We start from the raw sequence: 26,200 nt of genomic DNA, 5'->3' as shown, positions 1-26,200 counted from the left end.
TTTAATTATTTCAAACTGTATATTTTATTTAGTATTCACCATAACCGCCACCAAAAAAAACAAGCCAGCAACATAGCTGACTTGTTTTCTTTTAGTGGAAGGTTTTACACATTCTCGTCCATCACCGGAGAGTCATCCTGCTGCGAACCGGAAGAGTCATTCTCATACGATGAGCTATCATCCATTACATCAACCCCTTGGTTGCTGTTATCCCCTTGGGTCCAGTCGCCGTTTTGTCCTCCCTCATCCTGCATTGCAGGTTGGTTATTATTGGCCCCTTGGTTACCTTGCATCGCATAATCATCATCTACTTCGATAGTTACAGATCCTGAAGCCCCCTCTACAGCTTCTCCCATGTCCGTCTGTCCCTGGATAGTAATTGTTGCCTCTCCTTCGAAGTCATCAGACAGATTCATAGCAACAGGCTTGGAAAGATCCCCTGTTACCGTATAGGAACCATCATTATTGAGCAGAGCATCCGGGAGGGTTGCTCCCTCAGGCAAACCATCTATCTCAACTTGGGAAACCTCAGAATCACCCGTTACCTCATCTGGAATATCCAACTGCACAGTATTACCCGGCGCTGCTGTTATATCGCTGTCAGCCTCCTCTCCCTCTTGCTGGCTATCATCAGACTGATCAACGGTTGCGGTTTGGGTATCGACATCTTGTCTATCTCCCTGCTCCGACTCGGCCATTGCCGGCTCGCTGTCTGGATCTTGATATTCATCGACATCCAATGATAACTGGTGGACTGCTGTTGTTTCTCCATCAGAAGAAGTCACCTCAAGAGGTAACTGACCGGCAAAGTCATCATCACTCCAAAATACCCACTCATCACCGTCTTGGATAAGTGTTCCTTGTTCGCCATGATAATCAACATCGGTTATGGTCGACTCATCGCTAAGATTGAGTGCCTCAAGTAATTCCTCTGGAGTCAAAGTCAGAGATCCCATTTCATCCAGCATAAACTCCGAGGTTTCTGGCTCGGCGACAGCAACGTTAAAGTGGGACTGAATGCTGCTATTGCCATCGGTAGCAACAAAAGCAATTTGCGCCTGACCGGCAAAGCTCTGGGCCGGCGTAAAGGTATATTGACCTTCACTGTTGGTCTCAAGTACCCCTTGCCCAGCAATGAGCTGGACAGATTCAATGCTCAATTCATCGTTATCCGCATCGGACAACTGACCCAGCATATCGGCATCGGTGAAAATCAGCTCGTTACCCGCCCCGAGTTCCGTTGTTGCAATGTTATCGACTACAGGTGCGCTGTTGACATTCTCTGCTTGTTCCGTCGACTCTGTAACAGCAATACTGCTTTGCACATCCACCAGATTACCGCCCTGGTTCACCTGATAGGCAAAGTCAACCGGCCCTTGTGTATCAACTGCAGGGGTAAATGACCAAGTCCCGTCACCATTATCGACCAGTTCACCTTGGGAGCGGTCTATCAAGTGGACACCCTGAACTGAATCAGAATCTGTTGTTTCCAAGCCTTCGGCCATATCCAGCAAGTCATCCATTGTCAGAACTAGAGTCTCTCCCTGTGCAATATCAAAATCGGTATAGGCCTCGGTGGGTTCTGGCAGTGCATTCGATGTTTCATCACCGTAGTCAGCAGTCGTCGCCGATACGGTAATAAAGAAACTGCCGCTAAAGTCATTAGGTGGTGTCAGAGACAAGTCTTCAAAACTCCAGGTGGTAACGTCGATAACCTGCCCGGGCTCTGTGATTGTAACCGTATTGTCACCATCGGAAACAACAAAGCCGACAGGAAAGCCTGTGATAACCAGATTGCTTAACTGTTCTGACGCATCGAGCATATCGACATTTAAGCCCAACAACCCTGTTGTATCTTCATCGAAGACCAAAGGTCCATCATGATCAGTTGTAATTACTGCACCGTCGGCCACCGGACGAATATAGACTGGAACGTCCATTACTGTTGTCGCCCCGCTTGGATCACTGACCTCAACCTGCAACTCTGCAGTGCCTGAATAGTCATCTGCCGGTGTAAATGTCCAACTACCGTCCTCATTTTGCTCGATGTCACCGGCATCTTCGCCCTCGACAGTGATCACTTTTGATACAACCAGATCATCACCGTCTAAATCGCCGAACAGATCGAGCATGTCTTCAGCCCTGAAGGTGAAAGCACCATCTTCATATGTCGTCAGATGAGCATTCCCACCGTTGAACGGGGTATCATTGACAGGCATTACATCCACTTTAAGCGAACCATCTACCACGTTATCGCCGTCTGAAATAGCGTAATCCAACTCAATCAAACCGTTGAAGTCCGGCGGGGTGATAAGATGGTACATACCATCTTGCTGAAGCTGAAGATTACCTGTCGGCGGTTGTTTCAACGACAAACTTTCTAAAGACAATTTATCGCCATCGGCATCGGTTGCCTGAGAGAGGATGAATGCCGGATCAATTTCCAATATTTGATCTTCATTGACATCAAAGGTTAGCGTTGGGGCCTGGGGAAGATCTTCCACCGGTTTGACATCGACCGAAACGGTTGCAGTATCAAACGATCCATTGCCGTCGGTGACAGTATAGGTAAACGATGCTAGCCCGTTGTAATCTGGCGCTGGGGTAAAGACAACATTGCCGTCCCCGTCCAGTTCAACCTGACCTTTGGTTTCGTCGGTTGCTTCTACTGCCGTAATGGTAAGGGCATCCCCATCGGCGTCTGTATCATTGGCAAGCAAATCAGCAGGGGCAATAACCAACTGGCCGTCTTCTTCAACCTCAATAGCTCGGCTGGTGATGCCCTGCCGGACATCGACCAGTTGCTCGGTGACATCCATCGGCTGATCGGCTTTGCTATGGTTCAGATCCAAAGCAAGGGTATTGGTATCCTCGCTGCCGTCAGCCTGAATGGTGGTCATCTGAATTTCATCAGACATAGTACGGGACACTGTCATGTTCTGAACCACATAGGTCCCGTTGCCACCCTCGGTACCCAAGGTAAAGTGATGCACAGGCACATCGGTGGTAAAGGCATAGGTATCCTGATATTCACCGGACTCACGGAACCCACCCTGACTATCGATAAGGTTATCCTCGGCATCAAAGGCCTGGATTATCACCTCTGTTGCCTTGCTGCTACTTTCATCGAAGTAGCCACCCAGACCATCAAGCTGGAAAGTAATCTGATTAACATCCTCCCCTTCGATCGTCACTGTAAGGTATTCATCACCACTCAAACCGTTCTTGCTATCATTACCTATACCCGCACCCTTGTGGCTTCCGGCACCATTCCAGGCAGCTAGGTCACCTTTACTGACTTCGGTGGTAATGGTGACGCCATCTTCTTGATAAACGGCCTTATTACCATCTACGACACCCCAGTCGTCAACACTGGCTGTGCCATCAAACACGCTAGTCGAGGTATCATTGTCAAAGCTGCCCACCATGATATCGCGGGTGCCGGCCTGTACAATATCGGTATCAGGGACAAACTGTACCTGAGCATCAGCAGGATACTCTGTACCAACCCCCATCTCTTCCCATTCCCCTTCGGCATTCATATGCTGAACCGTTCCATGTTCTGGCGCAGCATCAAGCCGGATTTGTGGCTCTTGGGCTGACATACGGCTATCGTCAGCAGCTACCACTTCATCGTTGACCGCCGTTACGGTAACGTCCAAACCGGCCGCAACCGTTTCCTGACCATCCGTCACATCAAAGGTCAGGCTCAGCTCTCCGTTGAAGTTTTCATCTGGTGTGATAGTGAATGAACTATCATCATTACGTTCAACGTCACCCTCACCGTTAATAAGCTGCAGGTTTTCAGCTGTGAGCTCATCACCATCAACATCTGTCGCATTTGCCAATAACTGAGCTTGAGAAAGAGTAACAGAGCCGTCTTCATCAATGGTATAAGTCAAATTCTCACTGACATCTGGCCCATCATTAATGGCAGCAACCTGCAACGTAGCGCCGGAGGCCACTTGGCTGCCTTCACCGTCGGTAACGTCGAAACTGATCGCCAAATCACCGTTCACATCTTGATCCGGTGTCACCTTATAAGACTTATCGCCCGCCTCGGGATCAACTACGGTGGTAAACGTCGCATTGGCAATACTGAGGTTGACTACCGACAAGTCATCACCATCGACATCGCTGGCATTGGCGAGTAGCGCCGCCTCGGTGATCACCAGACTGGTATCCTCATCCGTATTGAATTGCAACGGGCTACCCTCGTCGATAACCACTGCGTCATTAACGGGGGCAACATTAAAATCCAGTGATGCGCTTGTCGATGCCGTTTCAGGAATATCGTCATCTTCCGTCGCCTGCTCAATTGACGTCGCGGTGACTGTCAGGGAAACCGGACCATGAAAATTTTCGCCACCCTGGAAGGTCAACTGATCCAAATCCCAGCCGTTGATATCGACACTGTTGTCTTCACCTTCCGCCGTAAATGTATTGTCAGCATCAGTCAGTGTCGCCCCATCTGGTAGCCCGTCTACCACTAGGGATTCCAAAGATTCAGAACTATCTGTATCACTCAATGCAGATTGAATATTCAGTGGTGTCGGTTGGTCTTCAGTGACTTCTTTGACTACCGAGATTGAATCCAATAGCCCACCAAGGCTATTGTCGTCTGGCGAATCGAACTCGAGCTTAGGATTGTCAGTTGTCGCGGTAAACTGGTAGCTATGATGATTCCAGCCTGTTTCCTCGGGGGCCAGCGAATCGATCAACTGCTCCTCGAAGTAAATATCGATCTGCGAATCTTCACCTTCGTGGTTTTTACGCGCGGACATATCAAATTCAAGCGTGACCACTTCGCCGGCTTTGACATCGAGGTTGGTGTAAAGATTAGATTCATCCCCACGGTTGGCTTCAAGCTCAATCACACCACCACGGTTATCGCCTACGCCATAGACATAGTCCTGGTGGATTTCGATATGGTTGTTATGGTTATCGGTATGCCAGCCGGTCAAGGCTGTATCATGCCCCAGCCCGAAATCAATCAGGTCCATATCAGTCAACGATACAGTTAGCGACGGCTCGTCAGCATCAGGTGTAATCGTCACCGGGGCCGTGAAAATTGCATCTACCTTGGTGTCGTTGACGGTAATTTTCAGTCCCGCATCACCACTGTAGTCGGCATCTGGGGTGTAGGTCCAATCCCCTGTATCGCCATCGCGGGTAACCGTGCCATTGCCTTCAACACTGATGTTGGTCACGCTCAAATCATCGTTATCAACATCGGTCACATTCTCAAGCAACGAAGCCTCAGTTATGGTAATCGAACCGTCTTCGGCAATGTTGTATGACGTCTCGGCAAAGACCGGGACATCATTAACCGCGGCGACATCGAGGGTTCCCGAGGCTGGCGTCACCGCGCCATCGTTGTCATCGACCTCAAAAGCAAAGGGCACTTCGCCATTGAAGTCATCTTTTGGGGTAAAGGTAAAGCTGCCGTCCCCGTTATCCTTCAGATCACCGTATTGAGGGTCTATATCAAGGTTAATCGCCGTCAGGGTGTCGCTGTCCACATCGGTGGCATTTTGTAGCAGCATTTCCTGGGTGAAGGTAATTGCGGTATCTTCTGTGCCATCGATATTGGTCTTCTCAACCACTGCCGCATCGTTTTGTGGCGTGACATCGACTGACACCGTCGCGGCATCAAACGAACCGTTGCCATCAGTAACGGTGTATTCAAACGATGCCGGGCCGTTATAGTCAGGTTCTGGGGTGAAGACCACATTGCCACTTTCGTCCAGCTCTACTGTGCCGTGGGTATCAGCGGTAGCAGAAACTTCAGTAATCGTCAGCGTGTCACCATCGGCATCGGTGTCGTTCGCCAACAAGTCAGAAGGACCAATGACAAGCTGTCCATCTTCTTCAACCTCTATTGCATTAGTTGCAACTGCGGAAGGAGCGCCGAACGAAGCAATCGATGGCCCATCATCACCAGATAACGAACTATCATCCTGAGCAACAACGGCATCATTGATAGGGTCAACCGTTAACATCATTTGGGTGGGAGTAGTAAATTCACCGTCTGTAATATCAAAAGACAGTGCAAGATCCCCATTGAAATCTTGCGGCGGGGTAATCTCAAAGGTGCCATTACCGTTATCGATAACCCGGACATCCGGGTGGGCGGTCGTTACATTCTGAGCAACCAACGCATCACCATCAGCATCAGAGGCGTTAGCCAATAAATCATCTTGAGTTAGGGTGATGGTGGTGTCTTCATCGGTCGAGGCAGCCGCTGGGCCAGTTACCTCTGGTGCAAACTCCCTGGCATCAACGTGTATGGTCTGGGTAGTAGTCGCCTCATCATTATTTGATCGCTCAGTCGCTGTCGCCTCAACAACTAAATCAAATTCATCATTAAAATCTTCAGGTAATTGCAGCTGAATTGTCTCTTCGATAGCGACAGTCGGCAGCAAGATTGGCTTTTCACCATCAGAAAGGATTTCACCACGGAAGATACTGCTATTCTCTTCTCCCATATCAATGGTGAACATAAAATCATCGTAATCACGATCTCCGCCACCCAGCCAGTCTTCTATACCGTAGACTATCTGCCCGTCATCGTTCAGAGTGGTGTGGGTGTGCTGGAAGTTATCCTGATTGAGATTTTCACTGCTGCCACCATGGAAAATGGCGTTCCCAAACTGACTGCGAATAATTGTTTCAGACCCATCATCTCCAATAAAAACCAGTTGTGGGTCCGTTGATGACATAGAGGCTGGGTTACCTTCTTGATCTCGGAACTCAAATGTCCCTTCACCCATTCCCTCAAAGTCATTTTTATGGAAACCGTTAGGAATGACGAAGATATTGAAGCTCTCGCCTTGCTCCAACTCGAAACTAAACGATGATTCACCCGGTAATAAATCGCCACCACCTCTTACCTGTGAAGCATTTTCATAAACGAGTTCGACGTCAGAAATATTACCTTCTTCATCAATACGGTAATAGCCGACCGAGTTTTTGAAGCCTGCACCTTCACCAGCGAAAGTTACTGTTACTTCTGTATCGGCATAGCTCGTTAAGCCGTTATCTTGCGCATCAAGCACTGCCTGGCCGTCATACTTAATGACCCCACCTTCTGGGACACCATCAATGGTCACTCCGAGCGTTTCTGAAAGGTCTTGATCAGTTAAGCTTGCTGCAATGTTTAGTTCGATAACATCATCGGGATCTGTATCTATACCCTCTTCAGCAATAGCATTGCCATTACCATCAGTCACTTTTAGATCTGGGGAGTCGGCGACCGCTTCTACCTGTAGGGTGGCGCCAGATGCTACTTGGCTTCCCTCGCCGTCTGTGACATCGAAGCTTATCGCCAAATCGCCATTCACATCCTGATCAGGTGTCACCACATAGCTCTTCTCGCCCGTCTCAGGATCAACCACAGTGGTAAACGTGGCATCGGCAATACTGAGGTTGACGACCGAAAGATCGTCACCGTCGACATCACTGGCATTGCGCAGAAGTGCCGCCTCGGTAATGACTAGGCTGGTATCTTCATCGGTGTTAAATTGCAGCGGGCTGTCACCGTCGATAACCACTGCGTCATTGACGGGAACAACATTGAAGTCCAGCGATGCCGTTGTCGAAGCCGTTTCCGGGGCATCGTCATCCGCCGTTGCCTGCTCGATTGACGTCGCTGTGACTTTGAGGGAGACAGGGCCGTGGAAGTTCTCACCGCCCTGGAAGGTCAACTGGCTCAAATCCCAGCCGTTGATATCAACGCTGTCGCTCTCACCGTCTGCAATGAAGGTATTTTCACCATCAGACAGTATCGCGCCATCAGGCAAATCATCCACGACCAGAGATTGGAGCGATTCAGAGCCATCGGTATCATTCAGCGCCGCATTGATATTCAGCGGTGTCGGTAAGTCTTCGGTGACTTCTTTGACCACCGTAATCGAATCCAAAATACCGCCGAGGCTGTTGTCATCCGGCGAGTCGAACTCAAGCTTAGGATTGTCCGTCGTCGCGATAAACTGGTAGCTGTAATGGTTCCAGCCGATGTCTTCAGGTGCCAGCGAATCAATCAGCTGGCCCTCGAAGTAGATATCAACCTGTGAGTCTTCACCTTCCCAGCCTTTTCGCGCCGACATATCAAACTCAAGCGTGACCACTTCGCCGGCTTTGACATCGAGGTTGGTGTATAGATTGGATTCATCCCCACGGTTGGCTTCAAGTTCGATGACCCCGCCACGGTTATCGCCCACGCCGTAGACATAATCCTGATGGATTTCGATGCGGTTGTTATGGTTATCGGTATGCCAACCGGTCAGAGCTGTATCATGGCCAAGCCCGAAATCAATCAGGCTCATGTCGGTCAATGATACGGTCAACGACGGCTCGTCAGCCTCCGGGGTAATGGTCACCGGCGCCGTGAATATTGCATCGACCTTGGTGTCGTTGACGGTAATTTTCAGCGCCGCATCACCGCTGTAGTCGGCATCTGGGGTGTAGGTCCAATCCCCGGTTTCGTCATCGCGGGTAACCGTACCATTGCCTTCAACGCTAATATTGGTCACGCTCAAATCGTCTTGATCAACATCGGTCACATTCGCCAGCAACGAAGCCTCGGTTATAGTAATCGAACCATCTTCGGCGATGGTATACGACGTCTCGGCAAAGACCGGCACATCATTGACAGCTGCAACATCGAGGGTTCCCGAGGCTGGTGTCACCGCGCCGTCGTTGTCATCAACCTCAAAGGTAAAGGGCACTTCGCCATTGAAGTCATCTTTCGGGGTAAAGGTAAAGCTGCCGTCCCCGTTATCCTTCAGATCACCGTATTGAGGGGCTATATCAAGGTTAATCGCCGTCAGGGTGTCGCTGTCCACATCGGTGGCATTTTGTAGCAGCATTTCCTGGGTGAAGGTAATTGCGGTATCTTCGGTGCCATCGATATTGGTCTTTTCAACCACTGCCGCATCGTTTTGTGGCGTGACATCGACCGACACCGTTGCGGTATCAAACGAACCATTGCCATCGGTGACGGTATATTCAAACGAAGCCGGGCCGTCATAGTCAGCATCCGGCGTAAACACCACATTGCCACTTTCGTCCAGCTCTACTGTACCGTGGGTATCTCTGGTAACAGAGACTTCAGTAATCGTCAGCGTGTCACCATCGGCATCGGTATCATTTGCCAGCAAGTCTTCAGGACGTAAAACCAATTCTCCGTCTTCATCAACTTGTATTGCAGATGCTTGCTGGGAATTTTCAGGTGACGCAGAAAAAGTGGCAACTGTTGGGCCACTACTTGCACCGTCATCGGAAGCGATAACAGCATCATTCACCGCTTCTACCTGTAATGCGGCACTCGAAGGGACGACACTGCCCTGTCCATCTGAGACATCAAAAGTGATCACCAAATCACCGTTCACGTCTTGGTTGGGCGTAATCAAGAAAGACTTTTCACCGGTCTCTTCATCTATTTGCGTTGCAAAGGTCGCATCTTCAATCTGCAAATTACTCAGTGAAAGATCATCACCATCGACATCACTGGCATTGGCAAGGAGCTGTGCTTCGGGAATAAGGATTTGGTTGTCTTCTTGGCTTTCGAATACCAGCGGAGAGTTGGTATCAATCTCAACTTCATCATTCACCGCCACCACGTTAAGCACTGCTGAAGAGGCCACTTCACTCCCTTGCCCGTCCGTGACATCAAAGCTAATTTCCAGCTCGCCATTAACATCTTCGTCTGGGGTTATAACAAAAGAGCGCTCCCCTGTTTCTGGGTCCACTTGAGGCTCGAAAGACGCATTGGCAATAGAAAGGTTCAAGACACTTAAGTCATCACCGTCAATATCACTGGCATTGCTGAGCAACTGCGCTTCGGTAACCACTATCTGGCCATCTTCGTTAGCTTCGAATGAAGGCAACTGCTGGTCATCAATGACGACTTCATCATTGACATTATCTACTTGTATTTCGAAAGTTTCTGAATTGGTTTCGGTATCGAAATCACCATCAACGACCATTTCCTTCGATGTTGCATCAGCAACATCTACCTGAAAGGTTTCACTGGTAGTTTCAGTATCATAGGGAGACTGGCCTGCTCCTTGGCCGGATGTCTGGCCGCCACTACCGCCTGCGCCTTGACCTTGCTCTTGAACATCAGGCTCAGCTCTGTTTGGACCTTGTTGCTGTTCAGGTTGAGCCGTTCGCTGCGCCCCTCCGCCAACAGCTTGAGGGCTTCCACCACCACCGGTATTTGCATCATCTTGTGGCTGCTCACCCGACTGTTGACCCTGTCCGTTATCAGCAGATCGACCTTGGCTTTCTCCACTGTTTTCAGGCCCAGACATCTCTGCTGTAGGCTGACCACCAGCACCTTCTGCGTTATCAGCCCCCTGTTCATTTGAAGGGCCATTGACCTGATCGTTTTGCTCAGCAGCATCTGTCCCGGTCGCGGTTGTCGAGGCCATAGTATTTTGCTGATTCTGTCTATCCTGCGCACGGTGCTCATCGGTATTGCTATCAGGCGTTGCGTTGTGTTCAACCGCTTTGTTGAGCGAATTATTTTGTTCTTGTGACTGGTTGTCCTGCGCCATAATCAGCCTCCGTGCTACTGCCTTAAGGTCTATACAAATTAGAATTTCCTAACATAGGAATAGTTTCAGTAAAGGTAATTTGGCAACTTATTAACAGTGGTTTTTCAATTTAATCAAAAAACATTGAAGTAACGCACACTTAGCCAAATAGTCATGTTTTATTCACGATGAGATATTGATCAACAAATCAAACATTCAATAACAACTTCACCTTGTAATCTGCTGCTTGCTAGCCCATACATTACTATTAGCAAATTTTGTTTTTTCAGTAACTTGGATGATTTTCAAGCTGGGAGATTAAAGATATGATTGATTACAACGCATTTACCGAAGCCATGGATGGTGACGAAGAAATGATGTCTATGATCATCGACCTTTACAGTGCAGAACACGGTGAGGATATCGAGCTGATCACAGGGTTATATACAAGCAACAACATAGAAGGCTTGTACCAAGCAGCCCACTCTTTAAAAGGTGTTTTGCTGACACTGTGCGAAGACAATGCTTCGCAACAGCTTGAGACCATCGAGCGGTTATGTAAACAAGGTCAGCTACCAGCCAAAAATCTGATTGACGATATGCTGGCCGAAGTTGCCAATGTGAACACCCAGATCGAGTCATTGCCACTGGCCAATTAAGGCCGAGTGAATAAACATTGCTTCAGGGAGTCGATGCAATGGGAATAGAAAAACACATAAAGCACGCGCTCGTTGAGGCAAAATACAGTCAAGATAGCGATAATGACGATAGCCTTTATATAAAAAGCGCGATGACAACGGTGCACAAATCCTTGTTACTGCTGTTCATTGCTGTACTGCTGATGATTGTCCTTGCTGCCCAAGCAAGGATAGATATTGTCGTTTCCTCAAGGGGAGAAATGTTGCTCGATTCAGATATCGAACGGGTACAACACCTTGAAGGCGGGATCCTCGACGCTATGTTGGTCAAAGCCGGTGAGTATGTTTACGCAGGCCAACCCATTGCCCGTTTACGTTCGGTAGACAGGAATACCCAACTGGAATCGGCAACCTTGGATATTGCCAGTCTCGAAATGGATATCCTGCGTTATATCTCTCTGATTAATCAAACCGAGCCTGATTTCACAGCCTACGACAATTTCCCACACCTCATAGCCCAGTACACCGAATCATGGCAAAAAGAGGCGCAGAAAAACGACTCCAACCAAGCCCTCATCGCCTTGGACATTGAGCACAAGCAGAAACTGATAAGCTCGATGCAAAAGCGCATTGCCAGTTCGCGCAAGCAGCTTGGCCTGATCCAAAAGCAGCTCAAAATAAAAGAAACCCTTTACAGCGAAGAAATGGCCTCGTATGTCGATGTACTTAACATGCAGGTCCAAGAGGCCAATATGGTGAGGGAGATTGAAAACCTCACCGAAGCGATGATGAATGAAAAATTCCAGTCTGCTAGGCTTGAAAAGCAGTTGAAAGATACCATTGCCAACCGTAACGCCGGTTACCAGGCTCAGATTAACCAGCTTGAAAAAGATCTGTCGCTAAAAAGAGCACAACTTCCCCAGCATACTGACAAAGTCGAACGCCTCACTGTCTACTCACCGATCGACGGTATTGTTGACAAAATCCATTTCAATTTTAAATCAGCAGTGATCCCAGCCAACGAGAGCATTGCCGATATTTCCCCGATCCACAACACATTGCATGGTGAGGCGAAGATTGCCAAGAAAGACCTCGGTTTTGTTGAGGTTGGACAGGAAGTCAAGCTCAAGTTCGACACCTACAACTTCGCCAAATACGGATTTATCAGTGGCACTATCGACTCGATCAGCCGCTCATCTTACAAAGAAGAAGAAAACGAGTTTTATATTGCCAAAATTGCCATTGAAAAAGATTTTCTCGAAAACGGCGGGGCAACCTATACCCTCTCGCCCTATATGGAGTTTACTGCCGATATAAAAACAGGCTCGCGCTATGCCATTGATTACGCATTGAAACCCGTGGTCAGCGCCATGGAAGACGCATTTGACGAGAGGTAGTCAGCAGTGAAATTGTCAAGAAAAGCACTTATTCGGTTCATTGTTGTCTTCGTGACCATAGGTATTGCCAGCCTGATGGTCTTTGGCCTGCAATGGCAATACCAAGTCAAAGAACACAGCAAAGCACTCAACTCAGAACTGTTGGGTAATAGCCACCGTTTGAACCGAACCACACAAGAATTGCTCAATACACTCAGCCGTTGCCCCAGTGACGGGTGTGCCCTTACTGAGGCCATTGATTCACAGATCAATACGCTGCAACAAGACATAGAGCGCTTCAAACAGGCCGCGTCAATGGAAAAAACAGCTATCAGTTTGGTCGGTAATACCCTTTACCCCCAACTTGAGCTGGCCCTTATTCGTTTTGATGCCGATGGAAATACCAGGCAACTACTGCAAACGATACTGTCGTTACTACCTCAACTCCAGAATACACAACAGAACTTGGTTGCCGTTATCAATAGCGAAAGCCAACAGCGTCAACAAGCCCTGTTCTACCGCTCTATGGTTATTTTCTTGATTTTCAGCTTGATCGCCTCGGCTTTATTGGTGCTGTTGGTAACCGCTTCAAGGCGTCAGGGCCAGCATTCAACACAGGCCCAGTCGGATGTCACAGAGCTTGCCAACCAACTAGAAAACATCTCGGCAACGGATATTACCCACATCCTCAATGACATCAGCACACCTCCGGCCCAGAGGCGGATATTTGCCAATCTCTCAACCATGTACCAAGACGTCGAACAACAAAAACGTAATGCAGATTTGTACCGCCAGCTGTATGCATTGATTGGCTACGAAATCCGCGGCATGACCAATACAATCCAAGGCGGTGTTCGCCTTATCGCCCAGGAAGCTGGCGAAAACGGAGCTGTACTGGCAAGGGATATCACCTTGGCCACCAATACCTTATCGGAGTTGGCCGATAACTATAACCGGCTCATTTCCGGTGGTAATTCTGCAATGTCAGGGAACGTTAATTTCCTCCCCCTAATGTCAGAATTATTGGTTCACCTTAGCGCTAAAACCCAACACTCCCAGCGTCATCTGGAATGTCACTTGGGTAACAACCTGCCTGGTGAAATTGAAGGTAACCCGACCAGTTTGTTCTGGGTTTTGTTCTTGCAGCTGTCGAATGCTATTTCTGCCCAGAACGAACCTCATATCTTGTTCCATATCGATGCCGAATCGGCCGACGAGGTAGAACAATCCCGAATTATTTTTGAAATCACCTTTTTACCCAGCAACTCTCTGAATTTGCGAGATATCAAAAACGCCGAATGGAGCAGAATCGAAGAAAAAAGCGGAATCAATGATGAATGGTCCAAGGCTATCCTGTCGAAGGTCACCCATTTCGAATCGACCTGGCACAAGTCAGATGTCACCCTTGAAGAACAAGACCAGCAGCCGCAGCAAGCCAGTATGCAAAAGCTGAGGATCGGCATTGATATTACGCCGAAAAGCTTCCATCAGGCTGAACGCTCGCTTGAGAACAAGCACTTGATGATTTGTACTGACTCCCAGCTACAAATCGACATCATGTCGCAGATGTTGTCGCAATATGGTGCGACCGTCGAGATCATTCGCTCGGCCAACGATATCTTTAAATCGCTACCTCGGATCAATGAGTTCGACGGTATTATCATTACCGATACCATCAAGGGGATCCAACTCAAATCCTTCTGTAAGACCCTGCACTCCAGGCTCAAGAAAGTTAATAAAACCAAGCTTTTCCTCGCTGCATCGGAATCTAGCACGGTACAGGATACCCATGAGTTTGTTGATCGGGTCTTCTTTACCCCTTTCATCCCCCATGAACTGGTCCCTAACCTCACTGAAGCCATGCAGGCGACAGAAGAAACCAGCGAGCAGGCCCAAAACGCCTTCCTTATCGTCGAGGACGATAAGGTCCAGCAATTCTTGTTGAAAAAGCTGCTTAGCAAGCAGGGCTATGAAGCCCACACCGTTAGCGACGGGGCACAAGCGGTCGATTACATGAAAGAGCACGGTGCCGATATTGTCTTTATGGACTGTATTATGCCGGGCATGGGAGGTATCGAAGCCACCAAACTAATCCGACAGCGTGAGCAAGACCTGGATGTCTATCACCCCGCCACGATTATTGGCGCTACCGCACTGACCAGTGCCAGTGAACATAAGTCATGTATTGAAGCAGGGATGGACTATGTCATCAGTAAGCCGTATAAAAATGATGAAATTATCAAAGTTATTAAAAAATACATGGCAATCAAAAAGATCTGCTAGTGCGTTAGTTGCTGCCTGTACATCTGTCACACTCGGGTTGCCGGTTCAAGCCACAGACTTGCTTAACGTCGTTGATGTCGCTTTGCAACGCAACCTATCACTCAGTAGCGCCGAGACGAATTTGGCTGCCACGGAGTATGAGCTCGATATAAACCGAGGTAACTTCCTACCTTCTCTGAATGTATCAGCCAATACCAATTGGAATGATGGATCGACACACAAATACAGTGGTCCTAATGACAGAAACAGTTATAACAACCACGGCGTCAATGTCACTCTAACCCAAAGCCTGTTTGACCTTGGGGATATCTACTCCTACGGCAGTACCCAGACCGATATTGATATCGAGGCATTGAGAACCGAGCAGACCAGGCAACAAATTATCAGGGAGGCCGCAACGGCCTATTTTGAGTACCTGAAAAACCAAGCCCAAATAAGGGCTACCCAGGCGGAGCTGGAATCATCAGAAGCCCGGCTGACACTGATCAGCCGCAATATTGAACTGGGTAATGTCGCCGGTACCGAACGCTACGAAGTACTGGCACAAAAAGAGCGTACCGCCGATAGCCTGCGCACATTGAGGAAAGATCAACGCATCATTCTCAACGATCTGGCCAATATCCTTCAGCAGCCACTTAAGCCAGATTTTGATCTGCAATCGAGTATTCAATTCGAGGCAATTTCATCTGCCCGCCAGAATGAACTCAATAGTATTATGTATACATCCGATCTTAGCCTGCTGATTGCCAAGCAAGAGGTTAACAAAAGCCGGCAGGTATTGCGGGAGACAGGCTCTACCTTTGCCCCTTCGCTCAAAGGCAGCATCGGTTACACCTATGACAATACCAACGATGCATCGGCAAAGATCTACCCCGACAAAGGTGTCACAGAAGAAACGGTATATACCCTAACACTTGATGTGCCCATCCTTAACGGTGGCCGGGACTACTACCGCTACCAACAAAATAAAGTCGATATCGACAGAACAGAAATCGATCTGCAAAACAGCAAAAACCTCAGCCAACAACAGTTCGATGAGTTTATCTACAATATCAACGATTTTTCGGCTTCATTAACCAGCCTGACAACCATCATCCAGGCCAACTACGCCTCTTATATTGGTATTCAAAAGGCGCACAAACTCGGGACGAGGACCATTACCGACCTACTTTCCGCCGAGAGCAAACTGTACGGCAGTATCCGTAATTATGAAAATGCCCGTTATGACTATGTCATCAACCTAATCCAACTCAACGAGAGGATTGGCAACCTCAATATGGCGACGGTAGGGAAAATTGCAGAACAGATGTCACCCGTCGGTGATGACAGCTCCCAGTCCCCGATTCCGCTCCACCTAATGGTCCAATAACGGAGTTAGCAATGAAAAGCCAACCTTTTACCCGAAAAATAAGCCCGTTGGACAAGCTTTATTTGCTGTTCTCCACATTGATGACCACCTTGCTGGGTTTGGTTCTGCCATTTTCTATCCTGATTATTTTTGACCGTATTCTGCCCAATCAGTCAACCAATTCCCTGATGCTGCTTTTTGCCATCATCCTATTGGCTATTTTCCTCGACTATCAGCTCAAGCGTCAGGAAGAACACTTGGTCTCGGTGATCATGAAGCGCTTCGAAAGCCAATTAACCAACCGGGTATTTCTCGCGATCTGTGCAGCCAACATAGAGCGTTTCAGCCGGTTGGAAATGGGGGAATACCTGGAGCGCATTGCCACAATTTCCGACATCAAACAATTTTTTGGTGGGGAAACCATCAAGGCAATGATCAATGCCGGCACCAGTGCCATCACAGTACTGATTATTATGCTTATCAACATCTGGGCCGGGTTGGCATTGGTCACCGCATCGGTTGTTTTGCTCTTTGCTGCCCGCCACCTATCAAAACGCCGGGTCGGAGTACTCTCCCAACGTTCCGACATTGAAGGGATGACCAATTCAAAAATAATCGAAATTGTCTCGAATCCCCTTGATATCAAGAGCCGTACCATGGAGTACCGGATAGAAAGCATCATGGTCGAGATGATAGGTGAACGAGAGGAACAAAGTATTGCCTATGAGCGGCTAGAATCTTCGTTCAACCTGACGTTGAACCTTATCCAGCAGCTTTCAGTGGCGATTGTCGTCGTACTCTGTGCCATGGCTGTCATTAATCTGGAAATCAGCCAAGGGGTGATGGCAGCGGTAATTTTGTTGACCAACCGCTATTTTGCCCCCTACCAACAGGTGATGCGTACCCTAAGCCGCTGGAAAACCAACCAGCTTAATGTTCAGCGTATTGCCGAAGTACTCGAACTCGAATCAGCTGCGCAAAGTTCAAACAATGCAGCGCCTGTTAACACCGTTTCGATTTCATCACGCTTGGGTGAAAACGATGTGCCCTTCCCATCTATGTCACTGGTCAAAGGGCAAATACACCTGCTTACCGGGCCAAGCGGCAGCGGGAAAAGTCACCTGCTAAGGTGCCTAACCCGTGATAGCCATGACGATCAGCTCAACATCGTGATTAACGACCACAGTATTGATGACATCGATTATGGCAAATGGCGCAACAGTGTCATTAAGGTCGATAAAAACGCCTCTTTGGTAGAGGGGACGATAATTGATAATCTGACCTGCTTCCAACCGCACCTCAACAGCGCCGCGTTCTCGCTTTGTGAAAACCTCGCGATAAAACATAAAATTGACGGCCTCAAGAACGGTTTTTACACCAAAATATCAAGCCATAGCCAACTGCCGTTCTCGCGGCAGGTGCTCTATGCGCTATTTATTGTCCGCGCCCTGCTCAGTAACAAATCCCTGTTGTTAATAGATGATATTGACATGGTCTACGACGAAGATTTCGGACGCTTGCTACTGGCGTGTATTACCCCAAAGGCCAACAATTTCATCTGCGTTATAGCCAGTAACAAACTAGGGCAAGCAGATCCCCGCTTGGTTAGCCACAGACTTGTTTCAAGGGTTGCCGCATGAGTGTATTAATTGATTTCAGCAATACCGACGAACGACTGGGCGATTTTGGCTCAGCCAAGTTCAAAGAGCGTTACAAAGCCTCCCCTGCCCTGTTGGGACTCGCCTATACCCTGGTGGCTTTGCAGTGGGAGGGAACCCCCGAGATCCTCAGCGATGCCTTTATGCCCAAAAGCCGTGATGTCGATAGTTTTGCCAGCACCCTGAAGCGGCTTGACTATGAGTGCCATATTCGGCAACTCGCCAGCATGCGGCAACTCACAGAAGTCTCCACACCTGCTTTTGTCCAGTTCGACAATGTCTGTACGATTTTCCTCGGTACAGAAAACGGCCAGGCTAAACTGTTCGATTACCGTAACAACGTGCTTATCGAGCACCCTCTGACAAATGAAAGCTGTACTGTTTGTGAAATATCAAACTACTCCAAGATATTTCGCGAGCCGCCGCCGGAATCGCAAGATAAATCCAACTGGATAAAATACGCTTTCTACCGTTATAACAACGAAATAAAAAGCTTGTTATTGTTAAGCTTTATCATCAATGTGCTCGCAGCAATGCAGCCATTCTTTATCATGGGCGTGTATAGCTTCGCCCTCAGTTCCGGCTCACAGACCACATTATTCTGGCTCACCGGATTTGCACTATTCCTTGCCTTGTCGGAATACGCTTTCAAGCGAATGCGGATGAATATACTGGCGACCTCGGGTAAAGATCTCGCCACCCACATTTCGCAAAATGTCATTAGCAAACTACTGTGGCTGCCCTATTCGATGACATCGTCTGCAGGAGTTTCCTCTCAGCTGGCAAGGCTTAAAGATATCGATCAGTTCCGTAAATTGGTCACTGCTGAGTCGTCTCTGAGCTACTTTGACATGCCGTTTGTGATCATCTTTATCATGGCAATCACCATTATTTCCGGTACGGCTGCACTGACGGTATTGGCTGGGATAGCACTTATGCTGTTCTTCTGTGTCTATGCCCGCTATATCTACAACCAAGTCACAGCCAGGAGCTCCAGGGCAAACGCTATGGTTTCCTATCAGTGGAACGAGTTGCTAAGAAGTATCGGTAGCATTCAAGGCCTGCCTCTAATTCGGGTTATCCGTTCTCGGTTCCAGGCAGCCCATAGCCAAAGCCTGGAAGATGCCAAGGGAGTGACTGTCACCAATGGTAAAATCCAAGCCATGGGGCAAGGGCTTATCCAGGCTATCGGGACGGCAAGTATTGTGACGGCAGTAATAGGTGTGATGGCTGGCGAAACCGATGCCGGGGCTATGCTGGCGATTATTATCCTGGTGTGGAAGGCTCTTGGGCCTATCATGGGTATATATAACGCATTAACCAAATTCAAAACCATCCAGTCGGCCAGCGGACAGATCAATGCGCTGATGTCGCTCAATGATGATCGCCATTCGCTGGAAAGCAGCCCGCCAATTCGCCAGTTCAAAGGCAACATCACACTATCCGGACTCACCCACCGCTACCAGGGCGCAGCTGCTGGACTGACCAATCTGGCGTTTAGCGCACAACCAGGGGACAAAATTTCGATTTCGGGGGCTTCCGGTTCAGGAAAAACCACATTGCTCGCTGTCTTGGCCGGTCTTGAAGAACGCTATCAAGGGAATGTCCTGCTCGACGGGTACAACATCAAGCAATTCAATAATTTTCGCTACAGAAAAGCCATCAACTACATCCCGTTCGAACTGCATATCTTTGATGGTACGCTGGAATCAAACTTTATTATTCACGACGGGGTTATTTCGACCAGCCAGATGGAAGAGACCATCGAGTTTTTCAATCTAGGTCCCTGGCTTCCCGAAGGACTCAACACCCAGATGTCGACAGAATTTGTCCAGCAACTGCCTAACGGTGTTCAGCAGTTACTGAGAATTGCACTCGGCCTTGGCAGCTGTGATCAGGGGATCATTATCATCGATGAGCCATTTGTAGGCTGTGAAAAAGAATATACCAAATACATCAACAAGCTGTTTACCGAAAAACTAGCCCGGGCGACGGTGATCTATACCACCAATGACAAAGCGTATATTGCAGCTTCCACCAGCTGCCTATTACTGGATAATGAAGGGGGACAGAAGTATTTCGGCTTCCCTGATAAAGTCATCCAGACAATGAAGGGATAGTTTTTCAAAGGAACATACAATGAACAAGGATTTACGCAACCAGTGCCACACCATACTGCCCGGCAACCGTGAAGAATCACCGGCTGAGCATTTTATGAAAATGGCGCAATGGTGCGAGCAACACAACATCAAACATGATACCTATGGCGAAGGCGAGCTAATCAAAGCTTTCGAACAAAAGGTCGCGGATTTATTGGGGTTCGAGGCGGGTTTATTCGTTATCAGTGGTACCATGGCTCAGGTAACCGCCCTCGAATTGGTATGCCGTAAAAAGCGTAACCCTATCGTTGCCATGCATGAGTCCAGCCATATCACAAGGTTCGAAAGGCAGGGCTACCAGCTTCAAAACCGCTTTAACATCCTACCGGTTGGTAATATGTTCAAACCTTGGACCCTCAAGGATCTGCAAGCTTGGCCGGATGAAATATCAGCCGTACTATATGAACTGCCGATGCGGGAGTTAGGCGGCCAGTTGCCATCATGGGATGAACTTCGAGAAATCAAACAATACTGCCAGCTAAACGATATCCATCTGCACATGGACGGGGCTCGTCTTTGGGAGGCCGCCGCGTATTACCAACAATCATACCGGGACATTTCCCATGGCTTTAACAGTGCCTATGTTTCTTTGTACAAAGGTGTCAATGGATTAGGCGGCTCACTGCTATTGGGAGACAAAAAGTTCATTGAGCTGGCAGATATGTGGATGAAACGACAGGGCGGCAATGTTTACCATCGCACCCCCTACGTGGTTTCTGCCGCCATGCAGTTCGATGAGAGACTGGCACTAATGCCAGCATTGTTCGAGAGAACAAAAGAAATCTATTCACTGCTCGCCGAATTCCCACAACTGGCCGTCAACCCGACAGAGCCTCATTGCAATATGCTGCACTTGATCCTGCCTTTTAGCTACCAACGAACCGTCGAATTGTGCGAAGAAATAACTAGAGATAAAGGCGTTTGGTTAGGTAACCCACAAGTTGCCCAGCATCCGGGACAATCGGTCATTGAGTGGTATATCGGTGACAACTTACTGAACATGGCTGACGATCAGCTCAGGGATATATTCCAGCTTATCGTTGATAACACCTAACAACCATTCGACTAGCCAGGGTTACGACTTCTTGTAGTCATTCTGGCTATTGCCGCCCTTGCTATCAAAAGTCGATAGAATCATAACATTGAATTATCAAATCAATAATTTTTGATAATTTCTTCTTGACCCTCTTCACCGCTATAGTAGTCACATCAAAAATGGTTTCTCAGAGCGAAAATCTTCAACCCATTCGCTCAACGTCCCTATATAAGGTAGCGATATGAAATTTCTCCACACCATGATCCGCGTTTCCGATCTAGATAAATCGATTGAGTTTTACACCAACGTATTGGGTATGCAGGTCCTAGATCGTTTTGAAAACACTGAATATCGCTACTCGCTTGTCTTCGTGGGTTATGACAAAAACGGGCCGACCATCGAGCTGACCTATAACTGGGATACCGACTCTTACGATCTTGGTAACGGCTTCGGCCATTTGGCACTCGGTGTTGATGACATCTACCAGACTTGCGATCAAATCAAAGCCGTTGGCGGCAACGTTACCCGAGAGCCTGGACCAATGCTTGGTGGTACAACTCATATTGCCTTCGTCAAAGACCCTGACGGCTACGCTATCGAACTTATTCAGACCAGCAAATAATTTTAGGTTGGAGTATTAAAATGAAAGATGCACTATTTCAGCCAATGCGCCTTGGCAATGTAACACTGAAAAACCGTATCGTTATGCCACCGATGACCCGCTCACGCGCAAGCCAGCCGGGTAACGTTGCCAATGACATGATGGCTAAATACTATGCCCAGCGTGCCGATGCCGGTTTGATTGTTGCCGAAGGTACCCAGATTTCAGAAATGGGCCAAGGCTACGCCTGGACACCGGGTATCTACACCCAGGAGCAAATTGCTGGCTGGAAGAAAGTGACGGATGCTGTTCATGACAAAGGCGGCGTAATTTACGCGCAGCTTTGGCATGTTGGTCGTGTTACCCACCCAGCGAATATTGGCGGGCAGCAACCAATTTCATCTTCGGCGCTAAAAGCTGAGAATGTGAAAGTCTTTATCGACGATGGCAGTAATGCACCAGGTTTTGTTGACGTGGTTGAGCCACGCGAAATGACCAAAGCTGACATCCAACATGTTATCGGTGAATATCGCCAGGCAGCCCTTAACGCGATTGAAGCTGGGTTCGATGGTATTGAGCTACACGCAGCGAACGGTTACCTGGTAAACCAGTTTATCGATTCTGAGGCCAACAACCGTACCGATGAATACGGCGGCTCTGTTGAAAACCGTCTGCGCTTCCTTGGCGAAGTGGTTGAAGCAATGACAGACGCAATCGGTGCCGACCGTGTTGGTGTTCGCCTTGCGCCGTTTACCTCACTGAACGGCACGGTTGATAAAACACCAGTTGAAACATACACAGCAGCCGCTGCACTGTTGAACAAACTAAATGTTGTCTACCTGCATATTGCAGAAGTAGATTGGGATGATGCTCCGGAAACACCAGCAGAGTTCAAACCGGCTGTACGTGAAGCCTACAAAGGCACAATCATTTACGCAGGCCGCTACAATGCTGAAAAAGGTGCAGAAGCCATTGCTGACGGTATTGCAGACATGATTGGCTTTGGTCGTCCGTTTATTTCAAACCCAGACCTGCCAAACCGAATCATGAATGATTACCCGTTGGCTGCCCACGACCCTGACACCCTGTTTGGCGGTGCAGAAAAAGGCCTGCTAGATTACCCAGAGTACCAAGCAAGTTAATTGATACCCCCATAGCAAAAGCCCTGCTCAATCATGAGCAGGGCTTTTTCGTTTGTACCGCAATCCCACCAGCTATTGTGAAGCTAGCAAATGGTGCCATTCATCATGTTTCCCTATATAGTGAACAACATAGCTGCACTGCGGGATCACCTTGAAGCCCTCTTGTTCAATCCTCCCAAGCACCGCTTCCATCATGATACCTGCATACCCCTGACCACGGAGCTCGCTCGGTACTGAAGAGTGGTCGATGGTCAGGATATTACCTGATTTTTGATAACTCACTTTAGCCTGGTAACCGTCGACAAGTTCTACAAAGTAGGTTTGTTTGGCTTCATCATGGACTACATTATGACTTTTGGACATCTATTCCCTCTTTGCCTTCGCTAACGATATACATCCTAGAGATACTAACTAAATCACAATATCAGTTAAATATCCCCTTAATCACACCCGGCAAACCAGTGCTAAATTACCTACTAAATTAAAACCAAGTAGATCAAAACTTCCCGCCATTCACCCATTCGTGTTTAGGTAGTACAGGCTCTTGGTTAATCCATAGTTCTTCAATCATTCCGTCCTTAAGCCTGAAGATATCAAAACGGGCAAGCTCTTGGTTGTCCTTACAAACCCTACTGTACGCAACGACGAAGTTTCCCTGCCCGATAATTTTGAATACCTGATCATAGCTGCCAATATAGCTGTCTAGAGAGCCAACATCGGGAGCTGCGTGGGTAACCAACTGTGTAGCATCCACAAACGTATCCCGCTTTTCATGCTGCCCCAAAACCATGACATCACAGAGGAACTCCCTAACACGCTCTTTATTGTCTTCCGTTGCTTCTAAATCTGTAATTTCCGTTTCACCCGAGATTTGGTCAGAACTTGAATCATTAACATCTTGATAGGCAGATATCACATCCCAATGCTCGATTATCTTGTCGTTGCTGTCGGTATCGAACAAATCCGTAGTTACCCACTTGGCATCACCGTTATTGATATCCTGAAAGACTTGTAAGAACACGTACTGACCGTCGACGATTGAGCGGATCACCCGGATATCCCTGATAGGGCAACGTACAAGGAAGGGTTCGAAAAACTCGATGAAACCTTCAACACCATTGCGCACGCCCGTACTGTGCTGGGTATAGCGCCTGCCAGTGTACTTTGTGATTGCCTCTTTGGCATTGCCATCACGGATCCCTTCCATGTACAAGTTCGTTGCAGTTGCCAGCTTGCTGTTCATCCCACTCTCCCAAGGTCAATTTCATTTTCACACGTCAATAATGATAGTTGTTTTAATTGACACTATTTAGCCAGTATGAAAAAAGGCTATTGCAATCATGCAATAGCCTTTAAATTTAACTTTGTGTTAGGTTTCATTTAAAAATGATAGTTCGCCATGATTACAACCTGTTGGGTATAATCTATCTCAACATCTCGCTCATCAAAATCTTGGTGTAGATAACGGTAGGTGAGATCAGTACTCCAGTCTTTATTAATACGATAAGTTGTTCCTACTTGAAGCCCCCTTATAAAATCCATCGAGGTTTCACCAACTATATCGTTGTAACCAACACCAAGAAGAAAACCACCATTTAGAGAAACTCTGTTGTTTATATCGTATAAATAATCATATGATGCGAAGAACAAGCTCTGGGAAAACTTGTCTTTGTAGCTATAGGTTGCAGTCACTCGATGCTCTGAGTTTATCGTCAACCCCCCGTTTAGTAGCACCGTCGCATCTTCACCATTGGTTGAGTTAGCACCGTCTAACTTATCCTCTTGATAGCCAACACCAGCTCCTACGAAATACTCTGTCTTCGCATGTAATATTGGAGAAACTAGCAGCAATGAAAGAGTCATCAATCCTATACCCTTGCTCATGCAGGCATCAGGTTTGCTCGATTTTTCTTGCTCAGAACTAAACATTTGATACCACCTTAACCTAGCCAAATATAAAGTAGTAATTTAAAATCGCTTATTATCATGTACCAGTTAAGAATGTCCGGGTATAGAAATGCAATACACAAAAACAGAAAAGTTATAGGTTCAGATAAAATAAGAACACTAAAATTTAATAGGGTATGGCGTATTCATAGATGCATTCAAAATCAGGCACTGATTCAGAAAATGTAGACGAGGACTTGAAGTCTATTTTTCTCATTATCAAGAAAGTGAGACTGAGGTAATAAAGCAAGGACAAACATCATTATTTTATAAAACGTCAATCACTTAAAAAAAACCTTTAAAACAGTCATAAGCTTCTCCTTCCACCTTTTTTTCTGCATCGTTTAAAACAATAAATTTATGAGTCCCTTATCAGTTACATTTGTTGACCTGCTGTAACTTTGTTGTAATCCACATATGTACAACTATGCGCTAGTATCGCTTTGAAAAATCAGTTACTTTGGTTACATTAAAGTTAAAAGACAAGCAAGAACATACGGAAGTTCTGCAAAATCAACAAGTAAGGAAAAAGTTGATGAAAAAACACCCATTAAGCGCCCTGCTTCTCGCCTCCCTGATTGCTGTGCCGAGCGCCTTTGCCAAAGATACCGTTGTCGTCTCCTCCAAAATCGATACCGAAGGCGGGTTACTTGGTCAAATTATTTACTTATCCCTACAAGAAGCAGGAATTGATGTCGAAAACCGAGTCCAGCTTGGCGGGACACCGATTGTCCGCAAAGCGCTTCTTGCCGGTGAAATTGATATTTACCCAGAATACACAGGTAATGCCGCCTTTTTCTTCAACAAGACTGCCGATGATGCATGGAAGAACTTCCAACAAGGCTATGACATGGCCAAAAGTCTTGACTACGAAGCCAACAAGGTTGTCTGGCTTACCCCTGCCAAGGCAAACAATACTTGGGCTCTCGCAGTTCGCCAAGAGATCGCTGAACCTAACAACCTAAAAACCATGTCTGACTTTGGTCAATATGTCAGCAAGGGGGGAGACATCAAACTGGCGGCCTCTGCCGAGTTTGTATCCACTCCCGCTGTACTTCCAGCTTTTCAGAAAACCTATGACTTTGAGTTGAAGGAAAGCCAACTGCTCGTCCTGTCTGGTGGTAATACCGCTGCGACTATCCGTGCTGCTGCCCTTCAGACAGATAAAACCAATACCGCTATGGTCTACGGTACCGATGGTGCAATTGCCTCTGTCGGGCTAGTGGTAATGGAAGACGACAAAGGGGTGCAGCCTGTCTATGCCCCGGCACCGGTCATCCGTGAAAGTGTCTTGAACGCCCATCCACAAATTGATGACATCTTAAACCCTATCTTTGCCTCGCTAGACTTGAATACCCTGCAAGGCCTCAACAGCCGAATTGCAATTGGTGGTGAAAGTGCCAGCGCGGTTGCGAAAAACTACCTACAAACAAACGGGTTCATTAAGTAATTACAAAGTCTGTTCAGGGTA

At 47.7% G+C, this 26,200-nt stretch carries 14 protein-coding genes; 10 read left to right on the top strand and 4 right to left on the bottom strand.

All coding sequences use genetic code 11. The annotated features are described in order from the left end of the window. Positions 1-104: 104 nt before the first annotated feature. Positions 105-10,562, bottom strand: a complete 10,458-nt coding sequence (locus BIZ37_RS30385) for a tandem-95 repeat protein (protein WP_187460456.1) — start codon at positions 10,560-10,562, stop codon at positions 105-107. A 305-nt stretch (positions 10,563-10,867) separates the two neighbouring features. Between BIZ37_RS30385 and BIZ37_RS04285 the strand changes: the two genes are divergently transcribed. From BIZ37_RS04285 to BIZ37_RS04245, 9 genes are all read left to right on the top strand, one after another. Beyond that, a complete protein-coding gene (locus BIZ37_RS04285) occupies positions 10,868-11,200 on the top strand; it encodes an Hpt domain-containing protein (RefSeq protein ID WP_187460455.1) in 333 nt (110 codons plus the stop codon). Between the two features lie 38 nt (positions 11,201-11,238). After that, entirely contained in the window at positions 11,239-12,576 is a 1,338-nt protein-coding gene (locus tag BIZ37_RS04280) for an HlyD family type I secretion periplasmic adaptor subunit (protein WP_187460454.1), read from the top strand. Between the two features lie 6 nt (positions 12,577-12,582). Further along, positions 12,583-14,838, top strand: a complete 2,256-nt coding sequence (locus BIZ37_RS04275; protein WP_370577302.1) for a response regulator — start codon at positions 12,583-12,585, stop codon at positions 14,836-14,838. Beyond that, entirely contained in the window at positions 14,783-16,207 is a 1,425-nt protein-coding gene (locus BIZ37_RS04270) for a TolC family protein (protein ID WP_255526668.1), read from the top strand. The genes BIZ37_RS04275 and BIZ37_RS04270 overlap by 56 nt, the downstream gene beginning before the upstream one ends. Before the next feature lie 11 nt (positions 16,208-16,218). Beyond that, entirely contained in the window at positions 16,219-17,826 is a 1,608-nt protein-coding gene (locus tag BIZ37_RS04265) for an ATP-binding cassette domain-containing protein (protein ID WP_187460452.1), read from the top strand. Beyond that, on the top strand, positions 17,823-19,964 hold the full coding sequence (locus tag BIZ37_RS04260) for an ATP-binding cassette domain-containing protein (protein WP_187460451.1): 2,142 nt from the start codon (positions 17,823-17,825) through the stop codon (positions 19,962-19,964). Before BIZ37_RS04265 ends, BIZ37_RS04260 begins: the two co-directional genes overlap by 4 nt. A 19-nt stretch (positions 19,965-19,983) precedes the next feature. After that, the gene (locus BIZ37_RS04255; RefSeq protein ID WP_187460450.1) at positions 19,984-21,057 is read left to right on the top strand and encodes a low specificity L-threonine aldolase; all 1,074 of its coding nucleotides are present in this window, start codon (positions 19,984-19,986) and stop codon (positions 21,055-21,057) included. Positions 21,058-21,280: 223 nt separating this feature from the next. Further along, a complete protein-coding gene (gene gloA, locus BIZ37_RS04250; RefSeq protein WP_107296179.1) occupies positions 21,281-21,661 on the top strand; it encodes a lactoylglutathione lyase in 381 nt (126 codons plus the stop codon). 20 nt (positions 21,662-21,681) lie between these two features. Next, a complete protein-coding gene (locus BIZ37_RS04245) occupies positions 21,682-22,782 on the top strand; it encodes an alkene reductase (RefSeq protein ID WP_187460449.1) in 1,101 nt (366 codons plus the stop codon). A gap of 72 nt (positions 22,783-22,854) precedes the next feature. Here BIZ37_RS04245 and BIZ37_RS04240 read toward each other — a convergent pair whose 3' ends face one another. The 3 genes from BIZ37_RS04240 to BIZ37_RS04230 all read right to left on the bottom strand — a co-directional run bounded on the left by BIZ37_RS04240 (position 22,855) and on the right by BIZ37_RS04230 (position 24,711). Continuing rightward, positions 22,855-23,145 (bottom strand): GNAT family N-acetyltransferase, encoded by a 291-nt coding sequence (locus BIZ37_RS04240; RefSeq protein WP_187460448.1) that lies wholly within the window; start codon positions 23,143-23,145, stop codon positions 22,855-22,857. A gap of 133 nt (positions 23,146-23,278) precedes the next feature. After that, a complete protein-coding gene (locus tag BIZ37_RS04235) occupies positions 23,279-24,025 on the bottom strand; it encodes a hypothetical protein (protein WP_187460447.1) in 747 nt (248 codons plus the stop codon). 137 nt (positions 24,026-24,162) lie between these two features. Continuing rightward, positions 24,163-24,711, bottom strand: coding sequence for an outer membrane beta-barrel protein (locus tag BIZ37_RS04230; protein ID WP_187460446.1), 549 nt, complete (start codon positions 24,709-24,711; stop codon positions 24,163-24,165). A gap of 553 nt (positions 24,712-25,264) precedes the next feature. On the opposite strand from BIZ37_RS04230, the gene BIZ37_RS04225 reads away from it, so the two are divergent. After that, a complete protein-coding gene (locus BIZ37_RS04225; protein ID WP_187460445.1) occupies positions 25,265-26,179 on the top strand; it encodes an ABC transporter substrate-binding protein in 915 nt (304 codons plus the stop codon). Positions 26,180-26,200: the final 21 nt, after the last annotated feature.

The sequence above is a fragment of the Photobacterium sp. BZF1 genome, from assembly GCF_014349205.1.
GTDB lineage: Bacteria > Pseudomonadota > Gammaproteobacteria > Enterobacterales > Vibrionaceae > Photobacterium.
This window is presented reverse-complemented; position numbering and strand designations above follow the sequence as displayed.

What these genes read in the sequence shown, in the direction of transcription:
- BIZ37_RS04255 (WP_187460450.1), top strand. Translation starts at nt 19,984, where the DNA reads ATGAACAAGGATTTACGCAACCAGTGCCACACCATACTGCCCGGCAAC.
- BIZ37_RS04245 (WP_187460449.1), top strand. Translation starts at nt 21,682, where the DNA reads ATGAAAGATGCACTATTTCAGCCAATGCGCCTTGGCAATGTAACACTG.
- BIZ37_RS04235 (WP_187460447.1), bottom strand. Translation starts at nt 24,025, where the DNA reads ATGAACAGCAAGCTGGCAACTGCAACGAACTTGTACATGGAAGGGATC.
- BIZ37_RS04265 (WP_187460452.1), top strand. Translation starts at nt 16,219, where the DNA reads ATGAAAAGCCAACCTTTTACCCGAAAAATAAGCCCGTTGGACAAGCTT.
- BIZ37_RS04240 (WP_187460448.1), bottom strand. Translation starts at nt 23,145, where the DNA reads ATGTCCAAAAGTCATAATGTAGTCCATGATGAAGCCAAACAAACCTAC.
- gloA (WP_107296179.1), top strand. Translation starts at nt 21,281, where the DNA reads ATGAAATTTCTCCACACCATGATCCGCGTTTCCGATCTAGATAAATCG.
- BIZ37_RS04280 (WP_187460454.1), top strand. Translation starts at nt 11,239, where the DNA reads ATGGGAATAGAAAAACACATAAAGCACGCGCTCGTTGAGGCAAAATAC.
- BIZ37_RS04260 (WP_187460451.1), top strand. Translation starts at nt 17,823, where the DNA reads ATGAGTGTATTAATTGATTTCAGCAATACCGACGAACGACTGGGCGAT.
- BIZ37_RS04270 (WP_255526668.1), top strand. Translation starts at nt 14,783, where the DNA reads ATGATGAAATTATCAAAGTTATTAAAAAATACATGGCAATCAAAAAGA.
- BIZ37_RS04285 (WP_187460455.1), top strand. Translation starts at nt 10,868, where the DNA reads ATGATTGATTACAACGCATTTACCGAAGCCATGGATGGTGACGAAGAA.
- BIZ37_RS04225 (WP_187460445.1), top strand. Translation starts at nt 25,265, where the DNA reads ATGAAAAAACACCCATTAAGCGCCCTGCTTCTCGCCTCCCTGATTGCT.
- BIZ37_RS30385 (WP_187460456.1), bottom strand. Translation starts at nt 10,562, where the DNA reads ATGGCGCAGGACAACCAGTCACAAGAACAAAATAATTCGCTCAACAAA.
- BIZ37_RS04230 (WP_187460446.1), bottom strand. Translation starts at nt 24,711, where the DNA reads ATGTTTAGTTCTGAGCAAGAAAAATCGAGCAAACCTGATGCCTGCATG.